At 65.3% G+C, this 25,565-nt stretch carries 23 protein-coding genes; 1 reads left to right on the top strand and 22 read right to left on the bottom strand.

Features of this window, described 5'->3' with window-relative positions; translation table 11 throughout:
* From ACJ7VY_RS02470 to ACJ7VY_RS02370, 21 genes are all read right to left on the bottom strand, one after another.
* The gene (locus tag ACJ7VY_RS02470) at positions 1–3,351 is read right to left on the bottom strand and encodes a glycosyltransferase (protein ID WP_237723590.1); all 3,351 of its coding nucleotides are present in this window, start codon (positions 3,349–3,351) and stop codon (positions 1–3) included.
* A gap of 51 nt (positions 3,352–3,402) precedes the next feature.
* The gene (locus tag ACJ7VY_RS02465) at positions 3,403–4,767 is read right to left on the bottom strand and encodes an ABC transporter ATP-binding protein (RefSeq protein ID WP_161615117.1); all 1,365 of its coding nucleotides are present in this window, start codon (positions 4,765–4,767) and stop codon (positions 3,403–3,405) included.
* A complete protein-coding gene (locus ACJ7VY_RS02460; RefSeq protein WP_161615116.1) occupies positions 4,757–5,581 on the bottom strand; it encodes an ABC transporter permease in 825 nt (274 codons plus the stop codon). Before ACJ7VY_RS02460 ends, ACJ7VY_RS02465 begins: the two co-directional genes overlap by 11 nt.
* Positions 5,574–6,740 carry a cystathionine gamma-synthase gene (locus ACJ7VY_RS02455; RefSeq protein WP_161615115.1) on the bottom strand — a complete coding sequence of 389 codons (1,167 nt, stop codon included), beginning with the start codon at positions 6,738–6,740 and terminating at the stop codon, positions 5,574–5,576. Before ACJ7VY_RS02455 ends, ACJ7VY_RS02460 begins: the two co-directional genes overlap by 8 nt.
* A gap of 90 nt (positions 6,741–6,830) precedes the next feature.
* Positions 6,831–7,952, bottom strand: coding sequence for an acyltransferase family protein (locus tag ACJ7VY_RS02450; RefSeq protein ID WP_161615114.1), 1,122 nt, complete (start codon positions 7,950–7,952; stop codon positions 6,831–6,833).
* A gap of 139 nt (positions 7,953–8,091) precedes the next feature.
* Positions 8,092–9,498: a hypothetical protein gene (locus ACJ7VY_RS02445; RefSeq protein ID WP_409476296.1), complete on the bottom strand. Its 1,407-nt coding sequence runs from the start codon at positions 9,496–9,498 to the stop codon at positions 8,092–8,094.
* Positions 9,499–9,762: 264 nt separating this feature from the next.
* Complete coding sequence (locus tag ACJ7VY_RS02440) at positions 9,763–12,123, bottom strand: secretin N-terminal domain-containing protein (protein ID WP_313249380.1); 2,361 nt, start codon at positions 12,121–12,123, stop codon at positions 9,763–9,765.
* Positions 12,120–12,575, bottom strand: coding sequence for a hypothetical protein (locus ACJ7VY_RS02435; protein WP_313249382.1), 456 nt, complete (start codon positions 12,573–12,575; stop codon positions 12,120–12,122). Before ACJ7VY_RS02435 ends, ACJ7VY_RS02440 begins: the two co-directional genes overlap by 4 nt.
* Positions 12,572–13,225 carry a hypothetical protein gene (locus ACJ7VY_RS02430; RefSeq protein WP_313249383.1) on the bottom strand — a complete coding sequence of 218 codons (654 nt, stop codon included), beginning with the start codon at positions 13,223–13,225 and terminating at the stop codon, positions 12,572–12,574. Before ACJ7VY_RS02430 ends, ACJ7VY_RS02435 begins: the two co-directional genes overlap by 4 nt.
* Positions 13,218–14,285: a hypothetical protein gene (locus tag ACJ7VY_RS02425; RefSeq protein WP_409476295.1), complete on the bottom strand. Its 1,068-nt coding sequence runs from the start codon at positions 14,283–14,285 to the stop codon at positions 13,218–13,220. The genes ACJ7VY_RS02430 and ACJ7VY_RS02425 overlap by 8 nt, the downstream gene beginning before the upstream one ends.
* On the bottom strand, positions 14,227–15,270 hold the full coding sequence (locus ACJ7VY_RS02420) for a hypothetical protein (protein WP_409476294.1): 1,044 nt from the start codon (positions 15,268–15,270) through the stop codon (positions 14,227–14,229). Before ACJ7VY_RS02420 ends, ACJ7VY_RS02425 begins: the two co-directional genes overlap by 59 nt.
* 13 nt (positions 15,271–15,283) lie before the next feature.
* On the bottom strand, positions 15,284–15,889 hold the full coding sequence (locus ACJ7VY_RS02415; RefSeq protein WP_161615297.1) for a type II secretion system protein J: 606 nt from the start codon (positions 15,887–15,889) through the stop codon (positions 15,284–15,286).
* Complete coding sequence (locus tag ACJ7VY_RS02410; protein WP_161615296.1) at positions 15,886–16,308, bottom strand: type II secretion system protein J; 423 nt, start codon at positions 16,306–16,308, stop codon at positions 15,886–15,888. The genes ACJ7VY_RS02415 and ACJ7VY_RS02410 overlap by 4 nt, the downstream gene beginning before the upstream one ends.
* Positions 16,295–16,660 (bottom strand): type II secretion system protein, encoded by a 366-nt coding sequence (locus ACJ7VY_RS02405; protein ID WP_161615295.1) that lies wholly within the window; start codon positions 16,658–16,660, stop codon positions 16,295–16,297. Before ACJ7VY_RS02405 ends, ACJ7VY_RS02410 begins: the two co-directional genes overlap by 14 nt.
* Before the next feature lie 37 nt (positions 16,661–16,697).
* Entirely contained in the window at positions 16,698–17,174 is a 477-nt protein-coding gene (gene gspG, locus ACJ7VY_RS02400; protein ID WP_237723608.1) for a type II secretion system major pseudopilin GspG, read from the bottom strand.
* The gene (locus ACJ7VY_RS02395; protein ID WP_161615294.1) at positions 17,161–18,363 is read right to left on the bottom strand and encodes a type II secretion system F family protein; all 1,203 of its coding nucleotides are present in this window, start codon (positions 18,361–18,363) and stop codon (positions 17,161–17,163) included. Before ACJ7VY_RS02395 ends, gspG begins: the two co-directional genes overlap by 14 nt.
* 1 nt (position 18,364) lies before the next feature.
* A complete protein-coding gene (locus tag ACJ7VY_RS02390) occupies positions 18,365–20,080 on the bottom strand; it encodes a GspE/PulE family protein (protein ID WP_161615293.1) in 1,716 nt (571 codons plus the stop codon).
* Between the two features lie 52 nt (positions 20,081–20,132).
* Positions 20,133–21,503, bottom strand: coding sequence for a pyridoxal-phosphate dependent enzyme (locus tag ACJ7VY_RS02385; RefSeq protein WP_104937972.1), 1,371 nt, complete (start codon positions 21,501–21,503; stop codon positions 20,133–20,135).
* A gap of 186 nt (positions 21,504–21,689) precedes the next feature.
* On the bottom strand, positions 21,690–21,908 hold the full coding sequence (locus ACJ7VY_RS02380) for a YdcH family protein (RefSeq protein ID WP_054662668.1): 219 nt from the start codon (positions 21,906–21,908) through the stop codon (positions 21,690–21,692).
* Between the two features lie 393 nt (positions 21,909–22,301).
* Entirely contained in the window at positions 22,302–23,183 is an 882-nt protein-coding gene (locus ACJ7VY_RS02375) for an OmpA family protein (RefSeq protein WP_161615292.1), read from the bottom strand.
* Positions 23,183–23,569: a DUF4398 domain-containing protein gene (locus tag ACJ7VY_RS02370; RefSeq protein WP_054662662.1), complete on the bottom strand. Its 387-nt coding sequence runs from the start codon at positions 23,567–23,569 to the stop codon at positions 23,183–23,185. The genes ACJ7VY_RS02375 and ACJ7VY_RS02370 overlap by 1 nt, the downstream gene beginning before the upstream one ends.
* Positions 23,570–23,662: 93 nt before the next feature.
* Between ACJ7VY_RS02370 and ACJ7VY_RS02365 the strand changes: the two genes are divergently transcribed.
* Positions 23,663–24,793, top strand: coding sequence for a PilT/PilU family type 4a pilus ATPase (locus ACJ7VY_RS02365; RefSeq protein ID WP_054662659.1), 1,131 nt, complete (start codon positions 23,663–23,665; stop codon positions 24,791–24,793).
* A gap of 81 nt (positions 24,794–24,874) precedes the next feature.
* Here the strand turns inward: ACJ7VY_RS02365 and maiA are convergent, their stop codons facing one another.
* On the bottom strand, positions 24,875–25,531 hold the full coding sequence (maiA, locus tag ACJ7VY_RS02360; protein ID WP_161615291.1) for a maleylacetoacetate isomerase: 657 nt from the start codon (positions 25,529–25,531) through the stop codon (positions 24,875–24,877).
* Between the last annotated feature and the right edge of the window lie 34 nt (positions 25,532–25,565).

The raw sequence follows: 25,565 nt of genomic DNA, 5'->3' as shown, positions 1-25,565 counted from the left end.
TCAGCGATCCGCCTGCAGCTGTGCCTCCAGCACCTGCCATAGCGCCTGCACCGAATAATTGCCGGCAATGAAGTCCGTTGAAGCCCGCGATACCTGTCGCCAGTATCTGTCGTCCGCCAGCAGCCGGCAGATCTCATCGGCCAGCGTCGCGGCATCGTCCGAGTGCGGCAGGAACGTGGCTGCCGCCAGGCCCTGCACGCCCACCGGCGTAGTAACCATGGGCAGGCCATGGCGCATGCTCTCCAGCACCTTGCCCTTCATGCCACCACCAAAACGTAGTGGCGCCACGGCAACCCGGCAGCGCGCATAGTAGTCCTCGAGCACCTCGTCACTGACGTATCCGGTGACGTGCACGTCCGCCCCCGCCAGTTCCCATACATCGGCCGTCGGATTGGAGCCCACCAAGTACATATGCACCCCGGGGTGCCGCTCACGCACCCGCGGCAGGATGTCATGCACCAGCCAACGGGCCGCGTCCACGTTCGGCGAGTGGGCGAAGCCGGCCACAAACAGCATGTCGCGGCGTCCGTCGGGCCCAGCCCGGTGGGCCTGCACCACATCCGAGTAACCATACAGGGGCACGGTCAACGCCTGGGCATGACCCGCGTTGGCCCTCAGCCATTCCTTTACATGTGCGGTTTCATCTTCGGAGGGATACAACACCGCGTCGGCGTCACGCCACAAACCCCACTCCTGTCGGCGCACCTGTTCCATTTCCCGCTGGAGGCCCGCGTCGGCAGCAAGCCGCAGCTGCTGCTCGAGGCGAAGATGGTGGATGTCATGGCCGTAGTACAGCACGCGGGCCTTGCTGTGTTCGCGCAGCGCACGCAGGTAATTCACTGCGATATGCGGACGGTTGAGGATGGCTGCGTCGAGATACCCACCATTTTCGCTCACCCAGTCCTCAAAGCACCCTGCGTATTCCGCCCCGTGCATCACCTCCACTCCCAGCGCCTGCAGGGCGGGAGCATATGCCGGGTCATAATTGAGGTTGTCGGGCCAGAACTTGACGTTGCAGCCTTTAGCGACAAGCAGCTCCATTACCTGCCAGGTCGCACGTGAACCCGCATCCCGGTCCGGCTGCGGTACGTAGTGATCCACGACCAGCACGGTCGAACGGCGGAACTGGCCTCTATCACGCGCAAGGAACACGTGCTGGCCATTGTCGAAGTGCCCCTGCTCGAGCACCGCGCGCCAGCGTTCCAGGAACTTCCGGCCGTTGCTGACCTGATGGGCCTTTATGCCGCTGCCTTCGTCCGTGCCGTTGGAGATGCCCTCGAAATGCATCACCACCGATGACGGCTGCAGGTAGACCTGCAATCCCGCTTCCCGCACCCTGAACGCGATATCCGTATCTTCGTAGTACGCAGGCACGTAACGCTCGTCGAAGCCTCCCAGCTTCTCCCATAGCGTACGCGGCAGCATGATCGAAGCGCCGGAAACATAGTCGACGGTTTTCAGGTAGCCATACTGTGCCCTGGCCGGATCATCCAGTCGCCCATGATTCCAGGCACTGCCATCCCTCCAGACGATGCCGCCGGCCTCCTGCAGGCGGCCATCGGGATAGACGAGCCTGGATCCAACCAGGCCGGCATCGGGCTTGCGCAAGAACACATCCAACAGCGCGTCCAGCCAACCCGCGGTGACCTGCGTATCGTTGTTGAGCAGATAGACGTATCGCCCCTTTGCAAGCCTGGCGGCCGCATTGCAGGAACGCACGAAGCCCAGGTTGGACGGATGGCGCCGATAGACCAGCCCCGGGACCTGCGCAAGGCGATCGATCTCCGTATCGCCGGAAGCATCCTCGGCAACGATCACCTCCACTGCCGCCGATGGCAGGTTGTCGGCAATGGAGCGCAGGCAGGCCGCCGTATAGGGAAGATTGCCGTAGGCGGGGATGATGATCGACACCTCTGGATCGGCGACGTCCGGGAACGACAACCCCGTCAGGTCCACGTCCATGGCAGGCGGCGGCACATTCACCTGCCCGCACGCAGGCGGGTGATCCTGCACCAGAATCCGCCGGCCGAGCGGACGCAGGAGCGCCATCCCCGGCAGTCGCGCCAGGCGACTCTGGCGGAATACCCGCGCCAACGATTGCCAGTCACCACGCAACAGCCGCGCCACGCCGCGCAGTGGCCGGGTCAAGCGCCACGAGCGCGAGCCCAGCACCTGCGCAAGCAGCCGTTCCTGGTGCTCGATATGCCGTTGTTGCACCTGAATCGTGCGCACCGATTGCGCTTCGTTTTCCGCACTGCGCAACTCCAGCGCCGCGTGCGTGGCGCGCAGCGATTGCAGGTCCGCATCCAGTTTCCTGGCCCAGTCCGTGCGCGCTTCCAGTTCGCGGTTGACCCGGTCAAGTTCCGTGCCTGCCGTTGCCATCGCCGATTCGAGCTCGTCCACGCGATGGCCATATTGCTCGCAGCGTGATGCGTACTGCTCGCATTGCATCTGCAGCCGTCGCGTCTGCTCGTCCGCCTCCGCCAATGCGCGCCGCTGCGCCGCGTGCAAGCCGGCGTATTCAGCCAGCGCACCGGCCAAAGGCCGGCTCTCCATCGCGATGGCCGATGCGGCCGCCTGGAGTTCGTCCCAAGGCGCCGGCTGCCGCAGCATCAACTGGTAGAGGGCTACCGCTGCCTGCCATTCCGGCGCGGGATCGGCTTCGGCCTGGTGATGCCGATCATCGCCACTGATGAAATCACGGATCCGTGCGGCGTGGCCTTCCGCCGGTGCCGGTGCCGGCAGCCGCAACGTATCGACCAGCGCTTCGATCTCCCCAGCCGGATCGGCCAGCAGCCGCGGGTAGGCCAATATGCGCCTCGCCAGCGGTGCACTGTCGGCGATCGCATCGGAGAGATGCCGCACCCACAGTTCACGCGAAAGCGCTCCTGGCCAACGATTGCGCGCCCAGAGCGAGGCGGCGACTTCACGCGGATCCCGCGCCACCACCACCGCACTGGCACCGATTCCCAGTTCAGCCAGCAACGGCAACCACAACGGCAACAACCGGCACAGGCGAGGGTCTTTCATCGCCCACAATGGCTGTCCGCCAAACTCGGCCAGCAACAGGTCGCGCAGTTGTCCACGGGCCATCGCGGTTGCCGGCGCATCCAGCCACCCCTCCGGCAGCGGACGCGGATCGTCCCAGCTGCGTTCGAGTGCATCAAGCAGGCGTTCGTGGATATCCACCACACCGGCGTGCTCCCAGAACCCCTTGGGGTTGTCCGGACCGGGGGGCATCAGGTCCTGCCCCAGGAACACGCCCCGTAGTGCCAGCGCTCCCGTGACCGCAGATGTGCCGCTGCGATGCATGCCCAGCACCAGCAGAGCGTGCGAATTGCGTCGATTCATTTCCTGTCCTTCATGCATGCCGGGGCCATCATCGATGGCGGAACAGCCCCATCAACCTGTTGCTTCCTGCACCTTTATTCCGGGCGATATGCCGAAATCCACCATGCCCGTAGCCAGTGAACTCCGCTTCGCCAGAACCCGGAACATCACCGCATCGACGATGCGGGCAAGATATTTTTCCTCGTCTCCGAGAATGGTGACCACGCCGGCATTGAGGAAGTAGACGCCCGCCTCCATGGCTGCACGGAAGCGGAAGCGGACCTCCACCACGCTGCCGCGCACGAAAAATTCGTGGGATGCGCCCGCCGGCATCGAGACGCCGCCTCCCAGATCCAGGCCACGCATGGTGCGGATCATCATGCCGAAGCGGACGGCAGCGGCCGCAGCCTCGAAATGAACCTCGTAGGCATAGACGTATTCTCCTCCGCCTGCCAGCACATTGACCTTGCGCCCATCCAGGCGCAGCAGACGCGGCGAAAGTATCCGGCAATCAAGCGAGGGGTAGTCCACCGCGGTGGTCGATACCAAGCCCGGATCCCAGAAGGCCTCGTCATCGACGGCAATCTCGGGCATGACGACGGCATCGCCGCTCCCGGCGACTTCCTCCGCATCGGTTGCGGCAACCGGACCCACCTCGCCCTCCAGCTTCGCTGCGGCGTGGATCATACGGTGGTAGGTGGAAACGATCTTCTTCGGCTCGCCTTCACAGACCAGCCGACCCTTGTCGATCAGCAGCGCGCGGTTGCATACCTCGATCACATGACTCGCCGAGTGCGAAACGAACAGCACCGTGGCACCCGCGTCCCGCAGCGATTGGATCTTGAGATTGCACTTGCGCTGGAAAGCCTCGTCGCCCACCGACAGGGCTTCATCGACCACCAGGATTTCCGGATCGACATGCGCGGCCACCGCAAACGCCAGCCGCATGTACATGCCGCTTGAATAATTCTTCACCGGCTGGCTGATGAACTCGCCGATATCGGCGAATGCCAATATCCGCTCGTATCGCTGTTCCATCTGCTGCCGGTCCAGGCCCAGTACGGCTCCGTTGAGGAACACGTTCTCGGCTCCACTCAACTCGGGGTTGAAGCCCGCGCCGAGCTCAAGCAGCGCCGCCACCCGGCCATTGACCCGCACACTGCCTTCGGTCGCCGCCAGCGTGCCGCAGATGATCTGCAGCAGGGTCGACTTGCCCGCGCCATTGCGACCGACGATTCCTACCTGGTCACCCCGGCGCACCTGGAAGCCGACGTCGCGCAACGCCCAGAATTCGCGGAAGTAGCGGCGTTCGGCCATCCCCGCCAGCGAGGCCAGGCGCGGCAGTACGAACTGTTTGAGGCGGTCGGAAGGATGGCCATAGAGGTGATAGCACTTGCCCACCCCTTCCACGGAAACGGCGTAATCGTCACAGGACATCGGCGAACCCCTTGCGGGTGCTCTGGAACCACCAGAAGCCCACCCAGGCCAACAACACGCTCGCGGACAAGGCCAGCAGGTAACCGGTCAGGTCCGGCAAGGTGCCGAACACCATCACGCCCCGCGCCATATCGACCATGTAGCCCACGGGGTTCAGCCGTATCAGGCCGCGCACGCTTTCCGGCACCGCATCGATCGGGTAGAAGATCGGCGAAAGGAACAGCAGGCCGGTCACCGCCACACCGACCATCTGCCCGACGTCGCGCAGGTATACCCCCAGCGCGGACAGCAGCCAGCCCAGTCCCAGCGTACCGATCAGAAGGGGCAGCAGCACCAGCGGCAGCAGCAATGCCGTCAGCGGCGGCGGCCCGATCAGAAGCCACGACGCCACCACCCAGACCAGCATGCTGGCCACGAAATGGAACAGCGCCCCGCACAGCGTGATGACTGGCAGCAGCTCAAGCGGGAACACCACGCGCTTGACGTAGTTGGCATTGGCCACGATCAGGCCCGGCGCCCGGTTGACGCACTCGGCGAACAGATTGAACACAGCCAAACCTGCGAACAAGACTACTGCAAACTTCGCCTTGTCAGTATCGCCACCACCTCCCCATCTCGACTGAAACACGACCGCAAACACAAAGGTATAGACCGCCAGCATCAGCAAAGGGGTGATAGCCATCCATGCTACTCCCAGCACGGATGCCCGGTAGCGCCCGGCGATCTCCTGCCAGGCCAACTGGCGTATCAATCCGCGGTTGCGTACCAGTGTCGCAACCAAGGCGGTGGGGGCACCGGAATGCGGTTCAACCATGCCCGCCTACACCGGAAAGCGCGCCCTTGAGATCCTCGCGCAGGTCTTCGACGTCCTCAACCCCCACACTCAACCGCACCAGCGCGTCACTGATGCCCAGCTGCTGGCGGCGGACCGGCGGAATCGAGGCATGGGTCATCACCGCAGGGTGGTTGACCAGGCTTTCCACGCCGCCCAGTGACTCGGCCAGGGTGAACAGTTCGGTGCGTTCGCAGAAGCGCCTGGCGGCTTCGAACCCGCCCTTGAGCACGATGGAGACGATGCCGCCGTAGCCGCCCATCTGCCGGGAGGCCAGCGCATGCTGCGGGTGCGTGGCCAGCCCCGGATAGATCACCTTCTCGACGGCGGGATGGGTCTCCAGCCACTGCGCCAGCTCCAGCGCGTTGGCGCAGTGGGCCTTCATGCGCAGCGGCAGCGTCTTCAGCCCGCGCAGGGCCAGGAAGCTGTCGAACGGCCCCTGCACGCCGCCCACCGAGTTCTGCAGGAAGGCCATCTGTTCGGCCAGTTCGGCGTTGTCGCCGACGACGACCATGCCGCCGACCATGTCCGAGTGGCCATTGAGGTACTTGGTGGCCGAGTGCACGACGATGTCCGCGCCCAGCTGCAGCGGACGCTGCAGCATCGGCGAGGCGAAGGTGTTGTCCACCACCACGATCAGGCCATGGCGCCGGGCGATGGCCGCGACCGCGGCGATGTCCACGATCTTCAGCATCGGGTTGGTGGGCGTTTCGATCCACACCATCTTCGTCTGCGGCGTGATCGCCGCCTCGAACGCGGCCGGATCGGTCAGGTCGACGAAGCTGAAATCCAGCCCGGCGGTACGGCGGCGCACGCGCTCGAACAGGCGGAAGCTGCCGCCGTAGATGTCGTCCATCGCCACCACGTGGCTGCCGGCATCGAGCAGCTCGATCACGGTCGAGGTCGCGGCCATGCCCGAGGCGAACGCATAGCCGCGGCTGCCGCCTTCCAGCGCGGCCACGCAGCGCTCGTACGCGAAACGGGTCGGATTATGGGTGCGCGAATACTCGAAGCCCTGGTGCACGCCCGGGCTGGACTGCGCATAGGTCGACGTCGCGTAGATCGGCGGCATGACCGCGCCGGTGCTGGGGTCCGGCGACTGGCCGCCGTGGATGGCCAGCGTTGCAAGGCGGTGTGTCATGGACCCGCTCCGTTCCTGTGGGAAACGGCCAATGATACCCGAGCCCTTCCCGCCCTCGCGCCGGGCACGACATCGCATGGTAGCGGCTATTCACCGCCGATGTGCCAAGGGTCGCTCTTGCCGTGCAGACACGCTTGCACCATAACGGACTTCCCGCCAGGGGCGCTCGAACAGCAGGAACGATGCCATGGCCACCAGCAGCATGGAGACCAGCAGCAGGAACAACCCGGGCCAGCCCCATGCGCGCACGCCCAGCGCATCGGCAACCTGCAACACCGGCATGTGCCATAGATAGGCGCTGAAACTGACTACGCCTACCAGCCGCATGGGAGTGCTGGCAAAAAAGCGCTGCAGCAATCCGCCGCCCCACAACACCGACAATAGCAGCAGGGCCCAGCCGACGCCGAAGGTCATGAACCAACGGCTGTTGAAGCCCGGGTTGAATTCCCCCCCGCTCAACAGGGCCCACAGCGAGGGAGTAATCAGCACCAGACCGCCCAGCAATACCCAGCCCAGCGCCCGCCAGCCAAGCCACCAGCAGGCCAGCCCTGGCCACCCCTGTTGTATCCAGGCTGCGGCGACACCGCTCAGGAACAGCACCAGATAGGGACCAAGCTTCACGCCATTGCCAGGCGCCTGTGCGGCCGGCCAAAGCCAGCTTGCCAGCAGCGCCAGCACGACCAGCAGCGCCAGCCCCCGCCAACGCGCCCCTGCTTTGCCACGCAGCGCGCGCAGCACCAGCACGATCAGCGGCAGCCATAGATAGAAGGTGAATTCCACCGGTATCGACCACAGCACGCTCTGCCCCTCACGCAAGGCCAGATGGTTTACGAGTGTGGTGGTGTCGATCTGGTAATGCCAGGGAACGCCGGCGCGATTCAGCGCCCAGCTCAGCAACAGGATCGCCAGGTAAAGCGGCCAGATACGCAGCACCCGGCGCAGGGCATAGTTAAGCCAGTAGCGCGCACTGGACAGCCCTCCCGGCGGGCGGGCCAGCATCGCATGGGACAGCAGGTAGGCGCTGAGTACGAAGAACAGGTACACACCGCTCTTGCCGATACCCGACAGATTGGGCACCGGCAACCAGCCGGCATTGGACAGGTGCGAGCCGATGACGATCAGCACCGCCAGGCCACGCAGGCCGTCCAGCGCCTGCACATGCGCCACGCCTCCCACCGCCTGCAGGAACAACGCCCGTATCCCCTTGCCCATATGCCTCCAGCCCAAGATCAGGTCGCGATGCAGGATAGCGTGATCGCTGCAGCCTGTATCGCAGGAGCCCCGTATGAAGCACAAAAAGAAAGGCCCGCCGAAGCGGGCCTTTCCATGTTGCTTTCAACCAATCCGAGGATTAGTTGGTGCCCGGGCGAACCAGGACGTGGTTGGTAGCCGAACCCGAGGTCGGGTTGACCAGCTGGTACAGACCCTGGATGGAGTTGTTCGGACCGGCCACCGAGACATTCAGGGTAGCGCGGTTGTGGCCCGAGAACACGGTGTCCAGGTTATCGATCACCTTGGTGCCATTGGCCGGGATCTCGCCGGTCAGGTTGCCGGTGGTCACGGTAACGCCTTCTTCGGTCATCACCGAGATGGTGTACGGACGAGCAACGCCACTGGTGTTGGTCAGCACCAGACGGCTGTACCAGCCACCCGGGATCTGCGCCAGCGGAGCCTGCAGTTCGGTGCCATTACGGGTGATCGCGCCCACCACGGTCGTACCGCTCAGCGACGGAGCGTTGTACAGGGTCGTATCAGCCGAGACAGCATTCAGCTTGGCGCTGTACTCGCTGGCAGCGATGACCGGGTTCCAGGTGGCACCCACCAGCTTGGTGACTTCGAAGTCATCAGCCAGAGCGCCGATCGCGAACTCAGCCTCGGTAGCCGAGATATCGGCAGCAGCACCGCCGAACGCCGTCACGCGACCAGCAGCGGCAGCGTTGAACGGCGTGGCACCGGCACTAGCGACGAAGGAGAAGTCACCACTGATGGTGACGCTGGAATCGGTCAGATCCAGCACGTCGGCGACGGCCAGAACATTGCTGTCCTTGTCGGTGGTGCCGGTCACATCAATGCCCAGACCGGTATTCAGCGTGGCAGCCACGTACGGAGCAGTACCCGAGGTGCTGGTAGCAGCGGTGAACTGGGTGAAGCTCGGGTTCGCTTCAACGTTGGCCACGGCGGTTTCGGCAGTGCCGACCCACTTCAGGGTGTCAGCGAAGGTGAAGTACTTGCCCGACACGGAACCGCCGGCGATCAGACCGGTGGTGCCGCCGGCCTGAGCCTGCGACGGCTGGTCGTACAGCGAGACCTTGATGTCGGAATCAGCGATGGCGAGCAGCTTGACCTTCGCCGGCAGGGTCAGCACTGCGGAGCCGTCCACCGCGCCACCAACGGCGGTAACCGAGAAGGTGATCACGTTGGTGCCCACGCCATTGACGGCGCCCGGGGTCAGCGTACCGCCACCCACGCCGCCAGTGGCAGTCGGGGTAACAGCCTGAAACAGCACGTGCGGAGCCGCTTCAACGCGGACATAACGCACTTCGGTGTCGGAGTAGGCATAGCCGCTCTTCCACTTGACCGAGACGCCGTTACCCGTGAACAGGGTAGCAGTGGAAGCGCTGCCCGTGGTCTTGATTTCCTTAGCGAACTTATTGACGGTGGTCGCCGGCGAGGCGACGGTGAAATCGACGGCAGCAGCGTTGCCGGCAGCGAACAGGCCGCCGATGACAGCGGCGACGAGAACCTTCTTGTTCAACATGTTTGAAAAACTCCTAAGCTTAGGTTTGTTGTTTGCATACAACAGCATCACTGGACACCACACGCCGCTCGCATGCACGTGCCGGCGCCGGCACTTGGTACCTGGAAGCACAGTCAGGAATCCCCCTGAATCGTCGCCCCCTGGCACCGTTTCTGCGCATGCCGTTAACCGTGCGCAGTCCCCAGTGCAGCAGAACTATAGGATGGGGTTAAGCCACCGTCAATAGTCCTAAATGCGACGGGGATGGCGCATTTCCATTCATACTTATTGCACCGGCTGCGCAGGTGGCATCTCCACGTCAGGCTGATGTACGGGTGGCCGTTCCGGCTGCGGCACCGCACGCTGGCGACGCATGTCCTCGCCCCAGCTTTCGCCAGCGCCAAAGCGGCTGCGGATGGCGTCGGTGATGGCCCGGGTCTGTGCGGCGTCCTCCACCACGTAGGGCGTAATGAGCATCAGCAGCTCGGTGCGGGTACCGGTCTGCTTGCGGCTCTGGAAGGCACGCCCCAGGATGGGAATGTCGCCCAGCAGCGGCACCTTGGTCTTGCCGTCGCTGCGGTTGCTGGAGATCAGGCCACCGAGCAGCGTGCTCTCGCCATCGGCCAGGCTCAGACTGGTCTTGAGCTTGCGACTGAATACGCTGGGGGAGGAAATTTCGCTGGTGTCGGTCGGCGTGGCCTCGCTGACTTCCTGACTGATCTTCAGATCCACGCGTTGCCCGGAATGGACCACCGCCTCGATATCCAGCAGCACACCGGTCTTGCGGTACTGCACCGACTGCAGGATGGAACTATTGCCGCCGGTACTGGGCAGGTCGGGCGCAGTTGCCTGGCTGGTGATGATGGGCACTTCCGTACCCACGTCGATGCTGGCCGACTCACCGCTCTTGACGAGAATGCGAGGGGTGGAAAGGATGGAAACACGGCTGTCCTTGGCGAACAGATTGAGGATGGCCTTGACCTGGCCGGAAGAGGACAGCCCCTGCCATACCAGTCCGCCGCCACCGGTACCCGCCAACCCCTGCAGGGCCGTGACAGGACCGGACATGCCATTGATACTGATGTTGCGCAGCGCCCACTCCACGCCGTGACTGAATTCGTCGGTCATGGTGACTTCGGCCACGGTGACCTCGATGACCACCTGCCGCGCCGGCTGGTCCAACCGCGCCAATACGCCCTGGATGGCACGCCAACGCTGCGCCTCGCCCTGGAAGACGATGACGTTGCGGATCGGGTCCACGGCTACCTGGCCGTTTTGGCCGGAGATGGAGGTGGCGGCACCGCCGCTTCCACCACCGCTACCGGCTGCCCGCCCCCCGATCTCACTTGCCCCAGATGCAGCTTGGCCCGGCCCCGCGCCGGTACCGGCGCGGGGAACGCCACCAGCACCGGTACCCGCACCAAGCAGGGACTCCAGTACTGGCAGCAACGTCTGTACCGTGGTGTGACGGGCGGCATACAGATACATGCCACCTCCGGCGCTGTCCTCGCTGGGCTGGTCGAGACGGTCGGCCCACTCTTGCGCCGCCTTGAGCGCGGCCTCCGACTCACTGAACACCAGGAGCGCGTTAGCAGAGGAAACGGGCACGAACGACACCACACCACCGGTACCTGCGCCTCCCTTGACGGCGATTCCCTGCCCGGTCAACACGTCCCGCAGCTCCTTGGCCAGCAGATCCGCAGGCAAGTAGAGCGGATTGATGCGCAGCGAGCGTTTGCCGATCAAACCACCACCATCCAGGGTCATGACCGCGCTCATGGCCGCGCGCACAGCGTCTCCTGGACCACTGATGAGCAGGGCATTGGCTTCGACCAACTCGGTGAAGTTGACCTGATGGGCGCCGAACAGATTGCGCACCTGCGCCGCAACGGCACCCGGCTGGGAAATCTCCAGCGGCATGGCAACGAATACGGTGCGCTGCCCTGCCGGCACATCCGGCAACGAACGTGTCGCGATCAGGGCAGGCAGATCGCCACCGCCCCGTCCTCCCTGATTGGCAGGCTGGAATTGCAGTACACCCCCCAATTCATTGATCTTGACCCCATACGCCCCCAGGACTTCCTGGGCAATCGTGTAGGCCTTAGCTGGCGCTTGCGGCTCGGTCAGGCTCAGGCTCAGCAGTTCCGGGCGCGAACGCAGCGACTGGTCGATCTGCACGCCGAAGCCCAGCTCCATGCCAAACACGACATTGATGAATGACTCGATGGAGACACCCTCGAGCACGATCGCAACCGGACGCTTGCGCGGAATGACATCAGGCACCGGACTCGGAGCCTGCTTCTTTTCGCCGTTGGATGCGCTTGCTTTGGGCGGAGCAAGCACCGGCCCCTCCTCGACCAACGGCCGCTTGCGAACGGCAGCATTTTCCCCTTCCAGCACTTCATTGCTGCCCGCCGCCTCCTTGGGTGGACGCAGCGGTTCCGGGAACTTCACCTCGGTACTGGCGCAGCCGGCCAGCAGGCTGAGCAGGAAGACCCCAAAAAAAACGCGCCAGGCAGCAATCCGGCTGCGCGACAGGTCCCCATGCGACCGATTCATCATGCTGGTACTCACCTTGTTCGAAGCTTGCGCAAAGGAGCGCCGGATGCGGCCAACCCGTCCCGGACGATGCACGGGAAAGATCATTGCCCACCCTGGAATTCATTGAAGATTTCACGCTGCTGCCGCTTGCCGTCGGCATCCAGCCAGACGACACGGCGGCCGCTTACCTGCAACACATGGCCTCCATCTGGCAAGCGGCCTCCGGCACGAAGGCGAATTACGCCGGTGCCGTTGACCTGGAAGATGGCCGTATAGTTCCGCCCGTCCTTGGAGACCCCTACCGGCATCGGAGGTGGCGGGACGGGGGGAGGCGCCTCCACAGGCGGTGCCGGGGGCGCCCCCCAAGGAGTGCGTTCCTGCCATGTTGCACCAGCGGCAAGCAGGTCGTCATCGCCGCTCCATCCATCGCGCCATGCCTGCACCGGCGGCTCCAGCGGCTGCACGGCTACGGGAGAAACACCGAACCAATAATTGGAGAGCCCCCCCAGAAGCAGGGCCAGCAGAATCACGGCGACGGTACGCAAGTTGGATTTCATCGTGCCTGGTCCGCCGCATCGGGATTATTGGAGACAGCGTCCTGCCGGTTCGACGCCTGATGCGGCTGGACATCGCCGTCCGCCACCCCCTTGCGGTAGTAGCTGCGGAACGTCGCCACGACACGAGGCGTCTCGCCCTCGCCAACCTCGATCCGCTCCACCTGTATCCATGGCAATGCCTCAGCCAGCGCGCGCATGAAGGCTTCATGGCCATGGCTGGGCAGATTGCCCTCCAGCCGCGAGATCACTTGCCACATGTCGGGGTAGCCATCCACGTCCACGGTGTCCTCCACCTTCACGCGCGATTCGCCCACCCGCTGCTCGGCCGCCAGGCGGGTCAGCCACGCCTGCGATTCGGCCTGGGCCATGCCCTTGCCGGTGACTTCTGGAATTCTCCCGGTAACCGCCTCCAGCAACTCGGCGGCCTTGCTAGCGCGTTCCGGCCACCAGGTTTCCTTGCGCACTCCTTCCAGACGGGCCAGCATTTCCATGTCGCTGGCATAGGCAGTCATGCGCTCGCGTACCTGGTCCGACAGCATGAACACCCCCTGCATGCCAAGGATGGCCACGATCACCATCGCGCCATAGCGCAGACGCGGATTGCTGCGCCATTCATCACGCAGCTGCTGCCACCGGTGACGATCACTCATGGCCTTCCCCCTTCACTTCCGCGGCATGGGCCACGGGCAACTCGAACGCCAGCTGCATCGTGCCATTAGCCAGAGGAGTCACAGCGACATCGGACAGGCGCGCATTCCCTTCGAATGCGACGACAAACGCGCGCGGATCGGTTTCGCTGCTGCGCACGGTGGCCTGCAGCTTGCCCGCATCCCGCCGCCAGGTCGCCAGGGTACTGCCATCGGGCAAGTGTGCTGCCACATCGGCCATCAGTACGTAATCATCATTGAGCGTGCGCAGGGCCCCCAGATGTTCCAGCTCGGCCTGCGCCTGTTCGGCCCGCTCCCTGGCCGCCAACAACGGCCCCACTTCATCGCGCAGGCGCTCCACACGGACGGACAGCTGGTCTCCCGCCATCTGCCAGCGCAGCAGCGCGCAAACCTGCCACGCCAACCCAGCGGCCAGTGCAGCGAAGAGCAGCAACCATGCGGTCTTTTCGTCAAGCAGGCCAGCCAGTCGCTGCGCCCAACTGATCTCGCCCCAGGGCTGCCTCGACCAGGGCAGATGGATGGGCTCGGGAACATCCTGGAGGGCCACCGGATCCAGCCCGGCAGAACGGACAAAGCGCAGCCAAGCCTCGCCGGCAGGCGCTTGTTCCCACCATTGGCTGCCCATAAGCACGCCCTTCTGCCAGCATTGCGCCTCGTAGCCCTGCGAGAGCCTCAGCAGTCGTACGCCATCGGCGGCCGGCGGAGCCAGCAACAGACTCTCCGGCATCCAGCGCCGCTCGCCTGCCGCATCGCTTTCCGCAGGCGTGGTCCAGAACCAGAAGTGGGCAATGCCACCGGTCCATGCCAGATAATAGAGTGCGGCAGGCGAAGGTCTGTGCCGGGCCATGGCCAGCTTCGCCGCCTGCAGGCGCTTGCGCGTTGGCAATGCCTGCAGGTCCTCACGCCGGTACTGACACTCGCCCCGGCTTACCACCCACTGCTGGCCCCCGAATGGACCACCACGCAAAACGCTGCCCTGGTCATCATTCACCAGGCGCCTTGTCGGCAAAAAGAGGGCTGCCAGTTTGTTCCACAGGTTCATTGGATGAGGGGCGGGCGATGGGATAGGCGGCCAGGATCGACCAAGGGCCCTGCTGGTCCGCAAGGGGCGTCAATCTTACATGCATCCGCCAAGCCGCGCCCGTGCGCCGCCAAAGGGTGATCCTCACGGTATCGTCGGCTACGTAGCGATAGTCCAAGGCATCGTCACCCGGCACGCGGACGGCCAGCCGGCTCTGCAGATCGACAGTGGATGTGAAGGGACGCAATCGACGCTGCTCAACGAGTCGCCGGCAAGTCTCGGGGCAACCCGGAATACGTAGCGGCAGCAGATCCTCGGGCATGGTATTAGGGTTTATGCCCCCGGCGTAGTAGGGCGTGAGGTGTTCGATCATGGCAGAGAGCTTTTCCGGCGGCAGGCTACCCCACCCCATTACCATGGCTAGTTCACCTGGAACCAGAAGACGGCGGTTGGGAGGCGGCCTACGCCCTTCTCGCTCGTATTCACGGACCTCAGCACCATTGACTCGCGTCAGGTCGTCGGGATCGACGTAATCCAGCAAAGTATCGCGCAGCCGCGCCCACTGCTCCGGCCTGACGCCATACAGATTGAGGAACCGATCCAAATCTGACGGATTCGGCAAGACTACAGCGAACAAACCCGCCTCATCCTGAAGTGAAAAGGCGCTACTTGCCCGCCCTTTGTAGGGATGTCCATCCAGCCGCAACTCCCCTCCAATCGGCTCCCGCGAGAGACCGCCGAATTCGCTGAGCCGGCGATAGGCCACCTCAGCGTCGCTTAACGCCCGGGTGGGTTGGCCCGCCAAGGTTTTTTCCCTCGTTGCCATGAGGTACAACAAGGTGTCCCGCGTCTCATATAGCGAGGCTTCATCCTCGAACTGTCCGCGCGCGACCTGCGCGTCCTGCACCTGCGAAACCGCCCACAACGTCATGAGCGCTACGGCGATGGTGATGCCGGCAAGGATCCATAGGGTAACGGCCAGGATGAAACCGCCAGGTCTCGTCATTGAGCGGGAGCGATCAAATGCCACTGGTGTGACTCTCATCCAAAAGCTTCATGTCCTCCGGATCCAGCCCATCGGCCATGATCGGCACCAGCCAATCCAGTGAGCCACGCGCCGTGCTGGCGGTGAAGCGGACCATCCTGGGCGGCGACTTGTGGTCCTTCCATTTCCATTCGTCCACCCAGGCACCGCCCTCGTCCAGATACGAGAAGGCCGCATCCTTGAGGGGGCCTTGAATTATCACAACATCCGGTACCTTCCCGTCGGCATAGTGCAGGCTGCCGTTCTCCAGCCACCAGCGCACACCCGAGAACCCTTGCGCCGCCAACGGCGACGGCGTCGAATACTCCAGCGACTCGCGGGTCCCCAGCGTCCCGTCCCCCAGCTCTTCCAGGTCCCGCTGCAGGCCGGCCACCGTCTCCCGGAACCACGCTTCCTGCAGGCCGGCAACGCGGTTTTCGCCGTCGAAACGCAGCAGGCGGGTGCGCAGGCTCATGGCCTGGCCCAACGCCTGCATCAGGATGGTAACCAGCAGGGAAACGATCACCAGGGTGACGATCGCCTCGAGCAGGGTGAATCCCCGCTGGCGCGCACCGGATGTGCCGAGGCTAGCGGCGCTCATAGTTGAGCAGGCTCCCTGACCTGTTTGTACCCCACCTTGCGCAGGCGGAAGGAAGCGGACACGCCATCCTCGCTCCGCACATCCACGGTCACGTCGTATAGCCCTACCTGGTAGAGGCCTGCCTGCAGATAACCAGTCATCGCATCCCGGGGTGGCTCGACGGGCTCCGACTTCCATTCAAGCACCATCCCACCCAGCCGCTTCTCGCCACTGGGCGTCTGCCCGGGGTTCACGACCTCCATCCAGGCCAGAGCATTGCGCATGGCAGTGTCGCTCTTGCGTGCGGTCTCCGCCCTCAGCGCCATCTGGATGGACTGGTTCATCGCCGCGAACAGCGCAAGCCCCGCGGTGGCGACGATCGCGAGCGCGACGATGGCCTCCAGCAGGGAAAAGCCTCTCGGCAGATCAAGGCGGCGCATCGGAAATCCTGCAATCGGGCGTACCCAGCATCCAGCGCTCGTTTCCTGCCGGCGTGGTGACGTCAAGCAGCGCCGGCGCACAGTAACCATTGGCGGCGACCTGCAACCGATCGATCACCTGGACGCTCCAGCCCTGGGGAAGTTCAACACCGGGCATGGACAGCGCCTGCCCCTTGTCTACCGCCAGCGGCGTACCCTCGCGCCGCGCCAGCAGCGGCAACCGCTCCAGCTGCCTCACGGCATCCGCGCGTTCGCCGCTGCGGCTGATGGCGTCCACCGTGTTCTTCAGGCGCGGGGCAACCAATGCCGTCATGAATGAGATCAGCGCGAGGACGACCAGCAACTCCAGCAACGAAAAGCCCCCGTACGGGGCCCTCGTCGCCGAACCGTCACTGCCCCTGCGGCAGGAAGCCCACATCGGTGTCGTTACCTTCGCCGCCGGCCTTGCCGTCGGCTCCAAAGGAATAGATGGCGAACGGCATCCCGTCGCGCCCCGGGATGGCGTACTGGTAAGGGTTGCCCCAAGGGTCGGCCGGAACCCTTTCATCCAGATAGGGACCACGCCAGCGCGCCTTCGAACGATCGTCCGCCGGTGCGGTGTAAAGCACGGCCAGGCCTTCCTCTGCGGTCGGCAGGCGCCCCACCTCCAGGCGGAACGTCTCGATCGCACCACGCAGCAGGCGGGTCTGGGTTTCGGCCACCTGCACCTTGGAACTATCCACCCGGCTGAACAGGCGCGGGCCCACAAGGCTGGCGATGAGGCCGATGATCACCAGGACCACCAGCATCTCCAGTAGGGTGAAACCCCGCATGCGTCGATATCCGCGCAACTTCATCTTTTTCTCCGGATCTTCAAAGTGGAACATCGTTTACGCTCGTGATCGCAAGAATGATCGCCGTCATGATCACGCCGACCACGACACCGATAAGGATGATCGCCAACGGCTCGATCAACTGCAGGGCGCGCTTCATGCGGTCGCGCCCTGTCGCTTCATACAACCCGGCCAGCGCCGACAGCAGCTTGGGCAGTTCGCCGCTGGCCTCGCCCACCGCCACGAGATCATAGCCAGTCGGGTTGAGCGCACGGTGTTCGCGCAGGGCAGCCGACAGGGTCATGCCGCCCTTGACGCCCTTGACCACCGCTGAAAGCCGGTTGCGCAGGAAGCCAAAGCGCACCGCCGCCGCCGACAGCCCCAGCGCGCGCACCAACTCGACTTTGCCTTCCAGTAGCGCGGCCAGTGTGCTGGCCCAGCGGCCAACCTCTGCCTCCAGAACCCATTCTCCGACGACGGGCAGCTTGATGAGCGTCTCGGCCAGTTTTTCCCGGAATCCGGGAAGAGCGAACAGCGCGCGGACCACCGCAGCGACGGTGATCACCGCGCCGGCAACCCACCAGGCGTGGGAACTGAGCCACACCCCAGTGCTGATGACCCAACGCGAAAGGGCGGGCATGCTTTCCCCGTGCTGGGTCAACAGGCCGCCGAAGCGCGGAACGACCCACATGAAGATGATGCCGACGGCCGCCACGCCCGAAAGCACCAGCACCGCCGGGTAGATCATCGCTCCGGTCATTTCCTGACGGACGCGCTGGTCGTACTCGAACTGGCGGACACCGCCGCGCATCGACTCGGCCATGCGCCCCGTCGCCTCGCCGGCCTGCATCAACTGGTGCAGGTACTCGGGTACGGGGAGCTTGGATTCGCGCAGCGCGGTGCTGAAGCTCTCGCCCCGGCGCACCGCCTTCTCCATCGAGGCGAAGGCATTGGTCAGGGAGGGATGGTGGCTGGACTTGGCCAAGGACGAGAGACAGGTCACCAGTCCGACCCCGGCTTCCAGCAGCGCGGTGAACTCCTGCAACACGAGCTGCAGTTCGCGCGTCGAAGCGGTCCTGCGCCGGCTGGACAGCGATCGCCCCCCCTTGATTTGCTTCAGGGAGTAGGGGGTCAAGCCCATGGTCGCCAGACGCCGAGCCGCATCCGCTTCGGAGGAAGCGTCCACGGCGCCGGTCAGTTTGGTGCCGCTGCGGTCCAGAGCCTCGTAGCGGTACTGCGACATGTCACTCATCGGATGCCAGGCCACCGGTGACGCGCACGACTTCTTCCACGGTGGTCAGGCCGGCGCGTGCCTTCAGCAGTCCGTCGTCGCGCAGGGTTCTGCCCCCTTGGGCATTGACCAGGTTGCGCATCTTCTCGGCGGTCGCGCCGGCGATGACCAGTTCCTGCAGTTCGGGCGTCACGTCCACCAGCTCGTAGATGCCCAGCCGACCGCGGTATCCCGTGCCCTGGCAACGCGGGCAGCCTACCGCTTCCTTCCAGCAGGCCTCGGCGCCTTCGCCGGCAAGCGGGCCGGCCATCTGCTCGAATACCGGCAGTACCGCGGCCGGGCGGCTGCAGTGCGGGCACAGCCGGCGCACGAGGCGCTGGGCCTGTACCGCGCGCACGCTGGTCGCCACGAGGAACGGCTCCACGCCCATGTCGACCAGGCGCGTGAACGCGCTCACCGCGTCGTTGGTATGCAGGGTCGAGAGAACGAGGTGACCGGTCAGGGACGACTGGACGGCGATCTCCGCCGTTTCCAGGTCGCGGATTTCGCCAATCATGATGACGTCCGGATCCTGGCGCAGGATGGCGCGCAGCGCCCGCGCGAACGTATAGCCGATATCCGAGTTGGCCTGGATCTGGGTGACGCCCTCCACCTCGTATTCCACCGGATCCTCAACGGTGATGATCTTTCTGTCCCGCTGGTTCATTTCCTCCAGCGTCGCGTAGAGCGTAGTCGATTTGCCCGAGCCAGTCGGGCCGGTCACCAAGACCACGCCATGCGGCTCGGCGGCCCAGGTGCGGAACAGGGCAAGGTCTCGCGCTGAGAACCCCAGCCGCTCCAAGCTGAGATCGTCCCGCTCCTTGGGCAGCAGACGCAGCACAATCGACTCGCCATGCACGGCCGGCACAGCAGAGGCGCGTACGTCCACCTCCTGGCCGCTGACGCGCACACTGAGGCGCCCGTCCTGGGGCAGGCGGCGTTCGGCGATGTCCATCCCCGAGATCAGCTTTACCCGTGAGGCCACCGCCGGGTACCGGCTGGCCGGCAGAACCATGCGCGTATGCAGCATTCCATCCGTACGCAGGCGCACGTTAAACACCGATTCTTCCGGTTCAATATGGATGTCCGAAGCGCGCTGATCCATTGCCTGGGCAAGGATGTTGTTGACCAGCTCTATGACAGGCGCTTCCTCGGCGAGTTCACGCAGGTGACTGACGTCATCGTCCAAGTCCATGTCGCCCCGGGAACGGGAATTGCCGACCATGTCGATCAGCCTTTCCGTCTCCTGCGAGCGTGCCAAGCGCCATGCCCACGTCTGCCCAAATGCCTTGTCCAGAGCCTCGTTCACCAACGGGTCGAGCGGGTCCCGCGCCACGGCCAGCACCTTGCCCTCGGCGAACTCCCAGGCAACCACGCCGTTGTCCAGCCACCATTCCAGGCTGTAACCGGCACCACCGAGCACCGAGCGCACGGCATCGCCGCTCGCCGGCCATTCGTCGCCGCCCAGCATTGGAATGCCCAACTGGTCGGACAGCACCGGGACCAGGGAATCCTCCGACAGCGCCCCCAGCCGCACCAGCACACTACCGATCCGTCCGCCAAACTGTGCCTGGAAGGCCAGCGCCTTCTGCACGTCGCCCGCGCTGATCAGTTGCCGGTCGATCAGCAACTCGCCCAGCAGGCGATACTGCACCGCTGTTGTATGGCCCGCCTGCACACTGCTCTGCATTGTCGCCCCAGTCACTCGAAGGTCCAGACCTGTCGTTCCACGCGCGCCGCGCTCACTGCACCCGCCGCCGCAGGTAGTTCAGCAGGTCGATGCGGGTGATCAGGCCGAGGAAGTCGTTGCCGTCCATGATGATGGCGACCTGGCCACGGTCGAATACCGGCAGCAGCGCCTCGATCGGCGACTTCACGTCCAGCCGGTCGAGCTTGCTGACCATGGCGATGGCCACCGGATCGCGGAACCGCGCTTCGTCGCCGTAGACATGCAGCAGCACGTCGCTCTCGTCGATGATGCCGACCAGGCGGTCGCCATCCATCACCGGCAGCTGCGAGACGTCGTACAGCTTCATGCGCTGGTAGGCGGTGGTCAGCAGGTCGTTGGGGCCGACCACCACGGTGTCGCGCTGGCTGTACGGGCGCAGGATCAGGTCGCGCAGGTCGCCGTAGCGCGGGCGCTCGAGGAAACCGTTGTCCAGCATCCAGTAGTCGTTGTACATCTTCGACAGGTATTTGTTGCCGGTATCGCATACCAGCACCAGCACCTTCTTCGGGGTGGTCTGCTCGCGGCAGTACTTCAGCGCCGCCGCCAGCAGGGTGCCGGTGGAGGAACCGCCGAGGATGCCTTCCTTGCCCAGCAGTTCGCGCGCGGTGTGGAAGCTCTCCGCGTCGCTGATTGCATAGGCCTTGCTGACCCGGCTGAAATCGGAGATCGACGGCAGGAAATCCTCGCCGATGCCTTCCACCAGCCAGGAGCCCGACTTCTCGTTGAGCGTGCCCTCGTTGATGTACTCGGCCAGGATCGAGCCGACCGGGTCGGCCAGCACCAGTTCGGTCTTCGGCGACAGCCGGGCGAAGGCGCGCGACAGCCCGGTCATGGTGCCGGAACTGCCGCAGCCGAACACGATGGCGTCCAGGTCGCCGTCCATCTGTTCGAGGATCTCCGGGCCGGTGCCGAATTCGTGCGCGGCCGGATTGTCGGGGTTGCCGAACTGGTTGACGAAATAGGCACCCGGGGTGCGCTCGGCGATGGTCTTGGCCAGGTCCTGGTAGTACTCGGGGTGGCCCTTGGCCACGTCCGAGCGGGTCAGCACCACTTCGGCGCCCATCGCCTTGAGGTTGAAGATCTTCTCCCGGCTCATCTTGTCCGGGACCACCAGGATCAGCTTGTAGCCCTTCTGCTGGGCCACCAGCGCCAGGCCCAGCCCGGTATTGCCGGCGGTGCCTTCCACCAGTGTCGCGCCCGGCTTGAGGTCGCCGCGCTTCTCCGCCGCCTCGATCATCGACAGGCCGATGCGGTCCTTGATGGAGCCGCCCGGGTTGGCGCTTTCGAGCTTGAGATAGAGCTCGCAGACACCGGCATCCAGGCGCTGGGCCTTGATGATCGGCGTGCGCCCGATGAGTTCGAGTACGGAGGAGTGGATTGCCATCGATATGCTTGGGATCGCGCCGCGCCGCGGCCGGAGCCCGATTATCCGATGGATATGCGCGAAAGTCAGGCGACGATCGGTTGTTGGATCATTGCCAGTGCGCCTTTGCGCAAGCGACGCGGGCAAGGGCGGCCGACGAGGAGGCCGCCCTTGCCCGCGACGGAAAGTTTTCAGCGTGGGGAAGGTTCAGTTGAGCCGGTTTTCATACATCCGCAGCAGTTTCTGCTTGGCCAGCAGCTTTTCGCGTTTCATCTGCCCCAGGGTCACATCGTCGATGGGAAGTACTCCCAGTTCCGCATCCATGCATTTCTTGTTCAGCTTCTGGTGCTGCTGATAGAGCTGCTTGAACTCGGGGTTGACCTTGATCAACGCGTCGATCTCACTCTGCGGCTGCCCTTCGAACATGACTACCTCCTACATGCGGAAACACGAACGCCCCGGCCTTGCGGCACGGGGCGCTCTGGGATGGAGGTCCGGACGGGGCACGGCCGAACCCGAGGCCGCATTCCGGCGCACTGCCCGGAAGCTGTCTGCTGCTGGTTCGCGCCACGGTTGCACTGGCCCGGTCCTCCGCTGTCCGGGCGACGAAAATGCCGCCCGGACAATTGACCCTACGCCTGAAAAATAGTTCCGGCAAGCGCGCTGGATGGAGTCTGAAAAGGTTCAGCAACGGGCGCACATTCAGCGGCAACGGCGGCGCCGCGCCGTGGCCGGTAGCGGATACCGGCCGACCACAAGCAGTAGTGCCGGAGCGGGGTGGGACCCCACTCCATGGGTGCCGGCGGCGCCGTCAGGACATCACGGCGCGACGATCACCTCGGCGGAGCGGGCGCGGGTGGCGGCCGCCTTCTTGCCGCTGGCCTGGATGCGGTTGGCGCCGACACCGGCCGCCACCAGGGCGTCCTTCAGCGCCTGCGCGCGGCGCTGGCCGACCCCGTTGGCGCTGTCGTACCCCTCGATGGTCACCCGCCCCTTCCTGCCGATGTTCAGGTACTCGGCCAATGCCTTGAGCTGGTCGCGCGCGGCAGCCGACGGGGTCGCCTGGCCGGCGGCGAAGGCGTCGCCGGCCAGGGTGAACACCTCGCCGCGATTGTCGAACCTGGACGGCGGCAGCTTCTTGCCGGAGACCAGTTCGGCTTCCTCGCGGGCCAGCTTGGCGGCGTTCTGCTGGGCCGAGCTGACCCGCGCGGCCTGCTTGCCGGCCACGCTGGTCAGCGCTGCTTCGGCGTCCTGGCGGGCCAGGGTCTCGGCCTCGGCCGCCTGGCGCAGGCGCTCGGCTTCCTCGGCCTGGATCTGCGCCTGCACCCGCAGCCGCTCCGCCTCCTGGCGGGCACGGGCGGCCTCGCGCCGGCTGGCCTCGACCAGCAACTCGCTGCGGGTGCGTTCGAGCTGGTCGACCTCGCGGCGGGCGGCTTCGGCACGGGCGCTGGCCTCGGCGATCGCCACCCGGCGCTCGGCCAGGTAGCGCGCCTGGTCCAGTTCCTTGCGCTTGGCCTTGGCCAGCACGGCGATCGCCTGCTGCGCCTGCAGGCGCTCCAACGCCGCCAGGTCGGTGGTGCGCGCGTCGGCCTGCAGGCTGACCAGGCGCTGGTTCAACATCGCCACCGCCGGATCCTCGGCCGCGGCGACGAGCAGCGGCGCGGCCAGCAGGCCGGCCACGAGCAGGATGCGGATGCCCATCAGTGTCCCTCCCCGGTCGCCAGCTGGCGTTGCAGGCGCTCCACCTCGGCCCTGCGCTGGGCGAGCATGGCCAACGCCACCGCCTCCTCGCTCTGGGCCCGCGCCAGGTCGGCGTCGACCGCGGCACGCTGCGCCAGCAGGGGCGCCTGCTTGCGCTCGCGGCGGTCGCCGGCCGCGCGCTGGGCCTGTTCCAGCTGCTGCCGCGCCAGGGCGATGGTGTCCGGCGCGTACTGGTCGGCATCGGCGCGGTCGGCGCGTTCGACCGCCTGCTGCGCGGCAAGCAGGTCGGCTGCGGCCGGATCCTGCGCCATGGCGCTGGCGCAGAGCGCAGATGCGCACGCGGTCACATACAGGAGACGTCGTAAGTGTGCGAAGCTAGGTTTCATTGGGGAGCCGTCGCGGAAAGGTGAGCACGGCCATTGTCGTCAAGGCCGCCGCGTGCTTGCAACGTTGGGCGGCGAATGCCTGGGGAATCATCCATGGATATCGGCTATTTCCTGAAGCTGATGACCGAAAAGAACGCATCGGACATGTTCCTGACCACGGGGGCGCCGGTGCACATCAAGATCGAGGGCAAGTTGTACCCCCTGGGCAATACCGGCCTGCCGCCGGGCATGGTCAAGAAGATCGCCTACTCGCTGATGGACGAGGGCCAGGTGCCGCAGTTCGAGCGCGACCTGGAGCTGAACATGGCCATCGCACTGGCCGATGTGGGGCGGTTCCGGGTGAACGTGTTCAAGCAGCGCGGCGAAGTGGGCATGGTCATCCGCGCGATCAAGAACCGGATCCCCTCGATCGAGGAGCTGAAGCTGCCGGACGTGCTCAAGGACGTGATCATGACCCCGCGCGGGCTGGTGCTGGTGGTCGGCTCCACCGGTTCGGGCAAGTCCACCTCGCTGGCGTCGATGATCGACCACCGCAACGCCACCACCACCGGGCACATCCTCACCATCGAGGATCCGATCGAATTCCTGCACCGGCACAAGCAGTCCATCGTCAACCAGCGCGAGGTCGGGCTGGACACCCACGCCTTCCACAACGCGCTGAAGAACGCGATGCGCGAGGCGCCGGACGTGATCCTGATCGGCGAGATCCTCGACGCCGAGACCATGGAGGCGGCCATCGCCTTCGCCGAGACCGGCCACCTGTGCCTGGCCACGCTGCACTCCAACAACGCCGACCAGACCATCGAGCGCATCCTCAACTTCTTCCCCGAGAGCGCGCACCGCAACGTGCTGATGAACCTGTCGCTGAACCTGCGCGCGGTGATCAGCCAGCGCCTGGTCAAGGGCACCGACGGCCGCCGCCGGCCCGCGACCGAGGTGCTGATCAACACGCCGATGATCCGCGACCTGCTGCGCCGCGGTCAGGTGCACGAGATCAAGCAGGCCATGGAGCAGTCGCTCGAAGAGGGCATGCACAGTTTCGACCAGTGCCTGTTCCGGCTGGCCAAGGAGGGCGTGATCGAGCAGGAGGAGGCGCTGCGCGCGGCCGATTCGCGCGATGGTCTGGCGCTCAAGTTCCGGCTGTCCGAGGGCGCCAGCGGCGAGCACGACCCCTATGCGGATTTCTCGGCGGCGGCACCGGCGTCGATCACCCACGGGTTCTGAGGCGCGGCGCAGCACTGGCCCTCCACGAAGCCCCGCCGCGGCGGGGCTTTTTCGTGCTTCCGCTGTTGCCGTGCGGCGGGGTCAGGCCGCGTCCGGCTGGTTCTCCGGCCGGGCGGCATCGAAGGCCGGCAGCGCCAGGCAGGCGGATTCGATCCGCCGCAGGGTCGGGAATGCGTCCAGGTCCAGGCGGAAGCGGCGCGCGTTGTACAGCTGCGGCACCAGGCAGCAATCGGCCAGCCCGGGCGCGTCGCCATGGCAGAAGCGGCCGGTCTGCGCCGCGCCCGCCAGGGTCGTTTCCAGCGCCGAAAGGCCGGTGCGCATCCAGTGCAGGATCCAGTCGTCGCGCTCGGACTGCGGTACGTGCCATTCCTGGTCGAAGAACTGCAGCACGCGCAGGTTGTTGAGCGGATGGATGTCGCAGGCCACCAGCTGCGCCAGCGCGCGCACCCGCGCGCGGTCGCCCGCCGCCGCCGGCAACAGCGCCGGCTGCGGGTGGGTTTCTTCCAGGTACTCGAGGATCGCCAGCGACTGCGTGAGCACGCGTTCGCCATCGCACAGCGTCGGCACCAGCTCCTGCGGGTTGAGCGCGGCGTAGGCCGGGGCGTGCTGCTGGCCGCCGTCGCGCACCAGGTGGACCGGCACGGTCGCGTACTCCAGCCCTTTCAGGTTCAGGCCGATGCGTACCCGATAGGCGGCGCTGGAGCGCCAGTAGCTGTAGAGCGTCAATCCCTGTTGCATGTCCGTTTCCTTGTGCCTGCAGGCCACCATACCC

The organism is Stenotrophomonas sp. Y-13 (assembly GCF_046267925.1).
Classification (GTDB): Bacteria; Pseudomonadota; Gammaproteobacteria; order Xanthomonadales; family Xanthomonadaceae; genus Stenotrophomonas; species Stenotrophomonas acidaminiphila_A.
The sequence above is the reverse complement of the archived record's forward strand: the minus strand, read 5'-3'. Positions and strand labels throughout refer to the sequence as shown.

What these genes read in the sequence shown, in the direction of transcription:
- ACJ7VY_RS02455 (WP_161615115.1), bottom strand. Translation starts at nt 6,740, where the DNA reads ATGACACACCGCCTTGCAACGCTGGCCATCCACGGCGGCCAGTCGCCG.
- ACJ7VY_RS02410 (WP_161615296.1), bottom strand. Translation starts at nt 16,308, where the DNA reads ATGCGCCGCCTTGATCTGCCGAGAGGCTTTTCCCTGCTGGAGGCCATC.
- ACJ7VY_RS02380 (WP_054662668.1), bottom strand. Translation starts at nt 21,908, where the DNA reads ATGTTCGAAGGGCAGCCGCAGAGTGAGATCGACGCGTTGATCAAGGTC.
- ACJ7VY_RS02470 (WP_237723590.1), bottom strand. Translation starts at nt 3,351, where the DNA reads ATGAATCGACGCAATTCGCACGCTCTGCTGGTGCTGGGCATGCATCGC.
- ACJ7VY_RS02415 (WP_161615297.1), bottom strand. Translation starts at nt 15,889, where the DNA reads ATGAGCGCCGCTAGCCTCGGCACATCCGGTGCGCGCCAGCGGGGATTC.
- ACJ7VY_RS02425 (WP_409476295.1), bottom strand. Translation starts at nt 14,285, where the DNA reads ATGAACCTGTGGAACAAACTGGCAGCCCTCTTTTTGCCGACAAGGCGC.
- ACJ7VY_RS02430 (WP_313249383.1), bottom strand. Translation starts at nt 13,225, where the DNA reads ATGAGTGATCGTCACCGGTGGCAGCAGCTGCGTGATGAATGGCGCAGC.
- ACJ7VY_RS02365 (WP_054662659.1), top strand. Translation starts at nt 23,663, where the DNA reads ATGGATATCGGCTATTTCCTGAAGCTGATGACCGAAAAGAACGCATCG.
- ACJ7VY_RS02465 (WP_161615117.1), bottom strand. Translation starts at nt 4,767, where the DNA reads ATGTCCTGTGACGATTACGCCGTTTCCGTGGAAGGGGTGGGCAAGTGC.
- ACJ7VY_RS02385 (WP_104937972.1), bottom strand. Translation starts at nt 21,503, where the DNA reads ATGGCAATCCACTCCTCCGTACTCGAACTCATCGGGCGCACGCCGATC.
- ACJ7VY_RS02460 (WP_161615116.1), bottom strand. Translation starts at nt 5,581, where the DNA reads ATGGTTGAACCGCATTCCGGTGCCCCCACCGCCTTGGTTGCGACACTG.
- ACJ7VY_RS02450 (WP_161615114.1), bottom strand. Translation starts at nt 7,952, where the DNA reads ATGGGCAAGGGGATACGGGCGTTGTTCCTGCAGGCGGTGGGAGGCGTG.
- ACJ7VY_RS02370 (WP_054662662.1), bottom strand. Translation starts at nt 23,569, where the DNA reads ATGAAACCTAGCTTCGCACACTTACGACGTCTCCTGTATGTGACCGCG.
- ACJ7VY_RS02375 (WP_161615292.1), bottom strand. Translation starts at nt 23,183, where the DNA reads ATGGGCATCCGCATCCTGCTCGTGGCCGGCCTGCTGGCCGCGCCGCTG.
- maiA (WP_161615291.1), bottom strand. Translation starts at nt 25,531, where the DNA reads ATGCAACAGGGATTGACGCTCTACAGCTACTGGCGCTCCAGCGCCGCC.
- ACJ7VY_RS02440 (WP_313249380.1), bottom strand. Translation starts at nt 12,123, where the DNA reads ATGATCTTTCCCGTGCATCGTCCGGGACGGGTTGGCCGCATCCGGCGC.
- ACJ7VY_RS02395 (WP_161615294.1), bottom strand. Translation starts at nt 18,363, where the DNA reads ATGTCGCAGTACCGCTACGAGGCTCTGGACCGCAGCGGCACCAAACTG.
- ACJ7VY_RS02390 (WP_161615293.1), bottom strand. Translation starts at nt 20,080, where the DNA reads ATGCAGAGCAGTGTGCAGGCGGGCCATACAACAGCGGTGCAGTATCGC.
- ACJ7VY_RS02435 (WP_313249382.1), bottom strand. Translation starts at nt 12,575, where the DNA reads ATGAAATCCAACTTGCGTACCGTCGCCGTGATTCTGCTGGCCCTGCTT.
- ACJ7VY_RS02420 (WP_409476294.1), bottom strand. Translation starts at nt 15,270, where the DNA reads ATGACGAGACCTGGCGGTTTCATCCTGGCCGTTACCCTATGGATCCTT.
- ACJ7VY_RS02445 (WP_409476296.1), bottom strand. Translation starts at nt 9,498, where the DNA reads ATGTTGAACAAGAAGGTTCTCGTCGCCGCTGTCATCGGCGGCCTGTTC.
- gspG (WP_237723608.1), bottom strand. Translation starts at nt 17,174, where the DNA reads ATGTTCCACTTTGAAGATCCGGAGAAAAAGATGAAGTTGCGCGGATAT.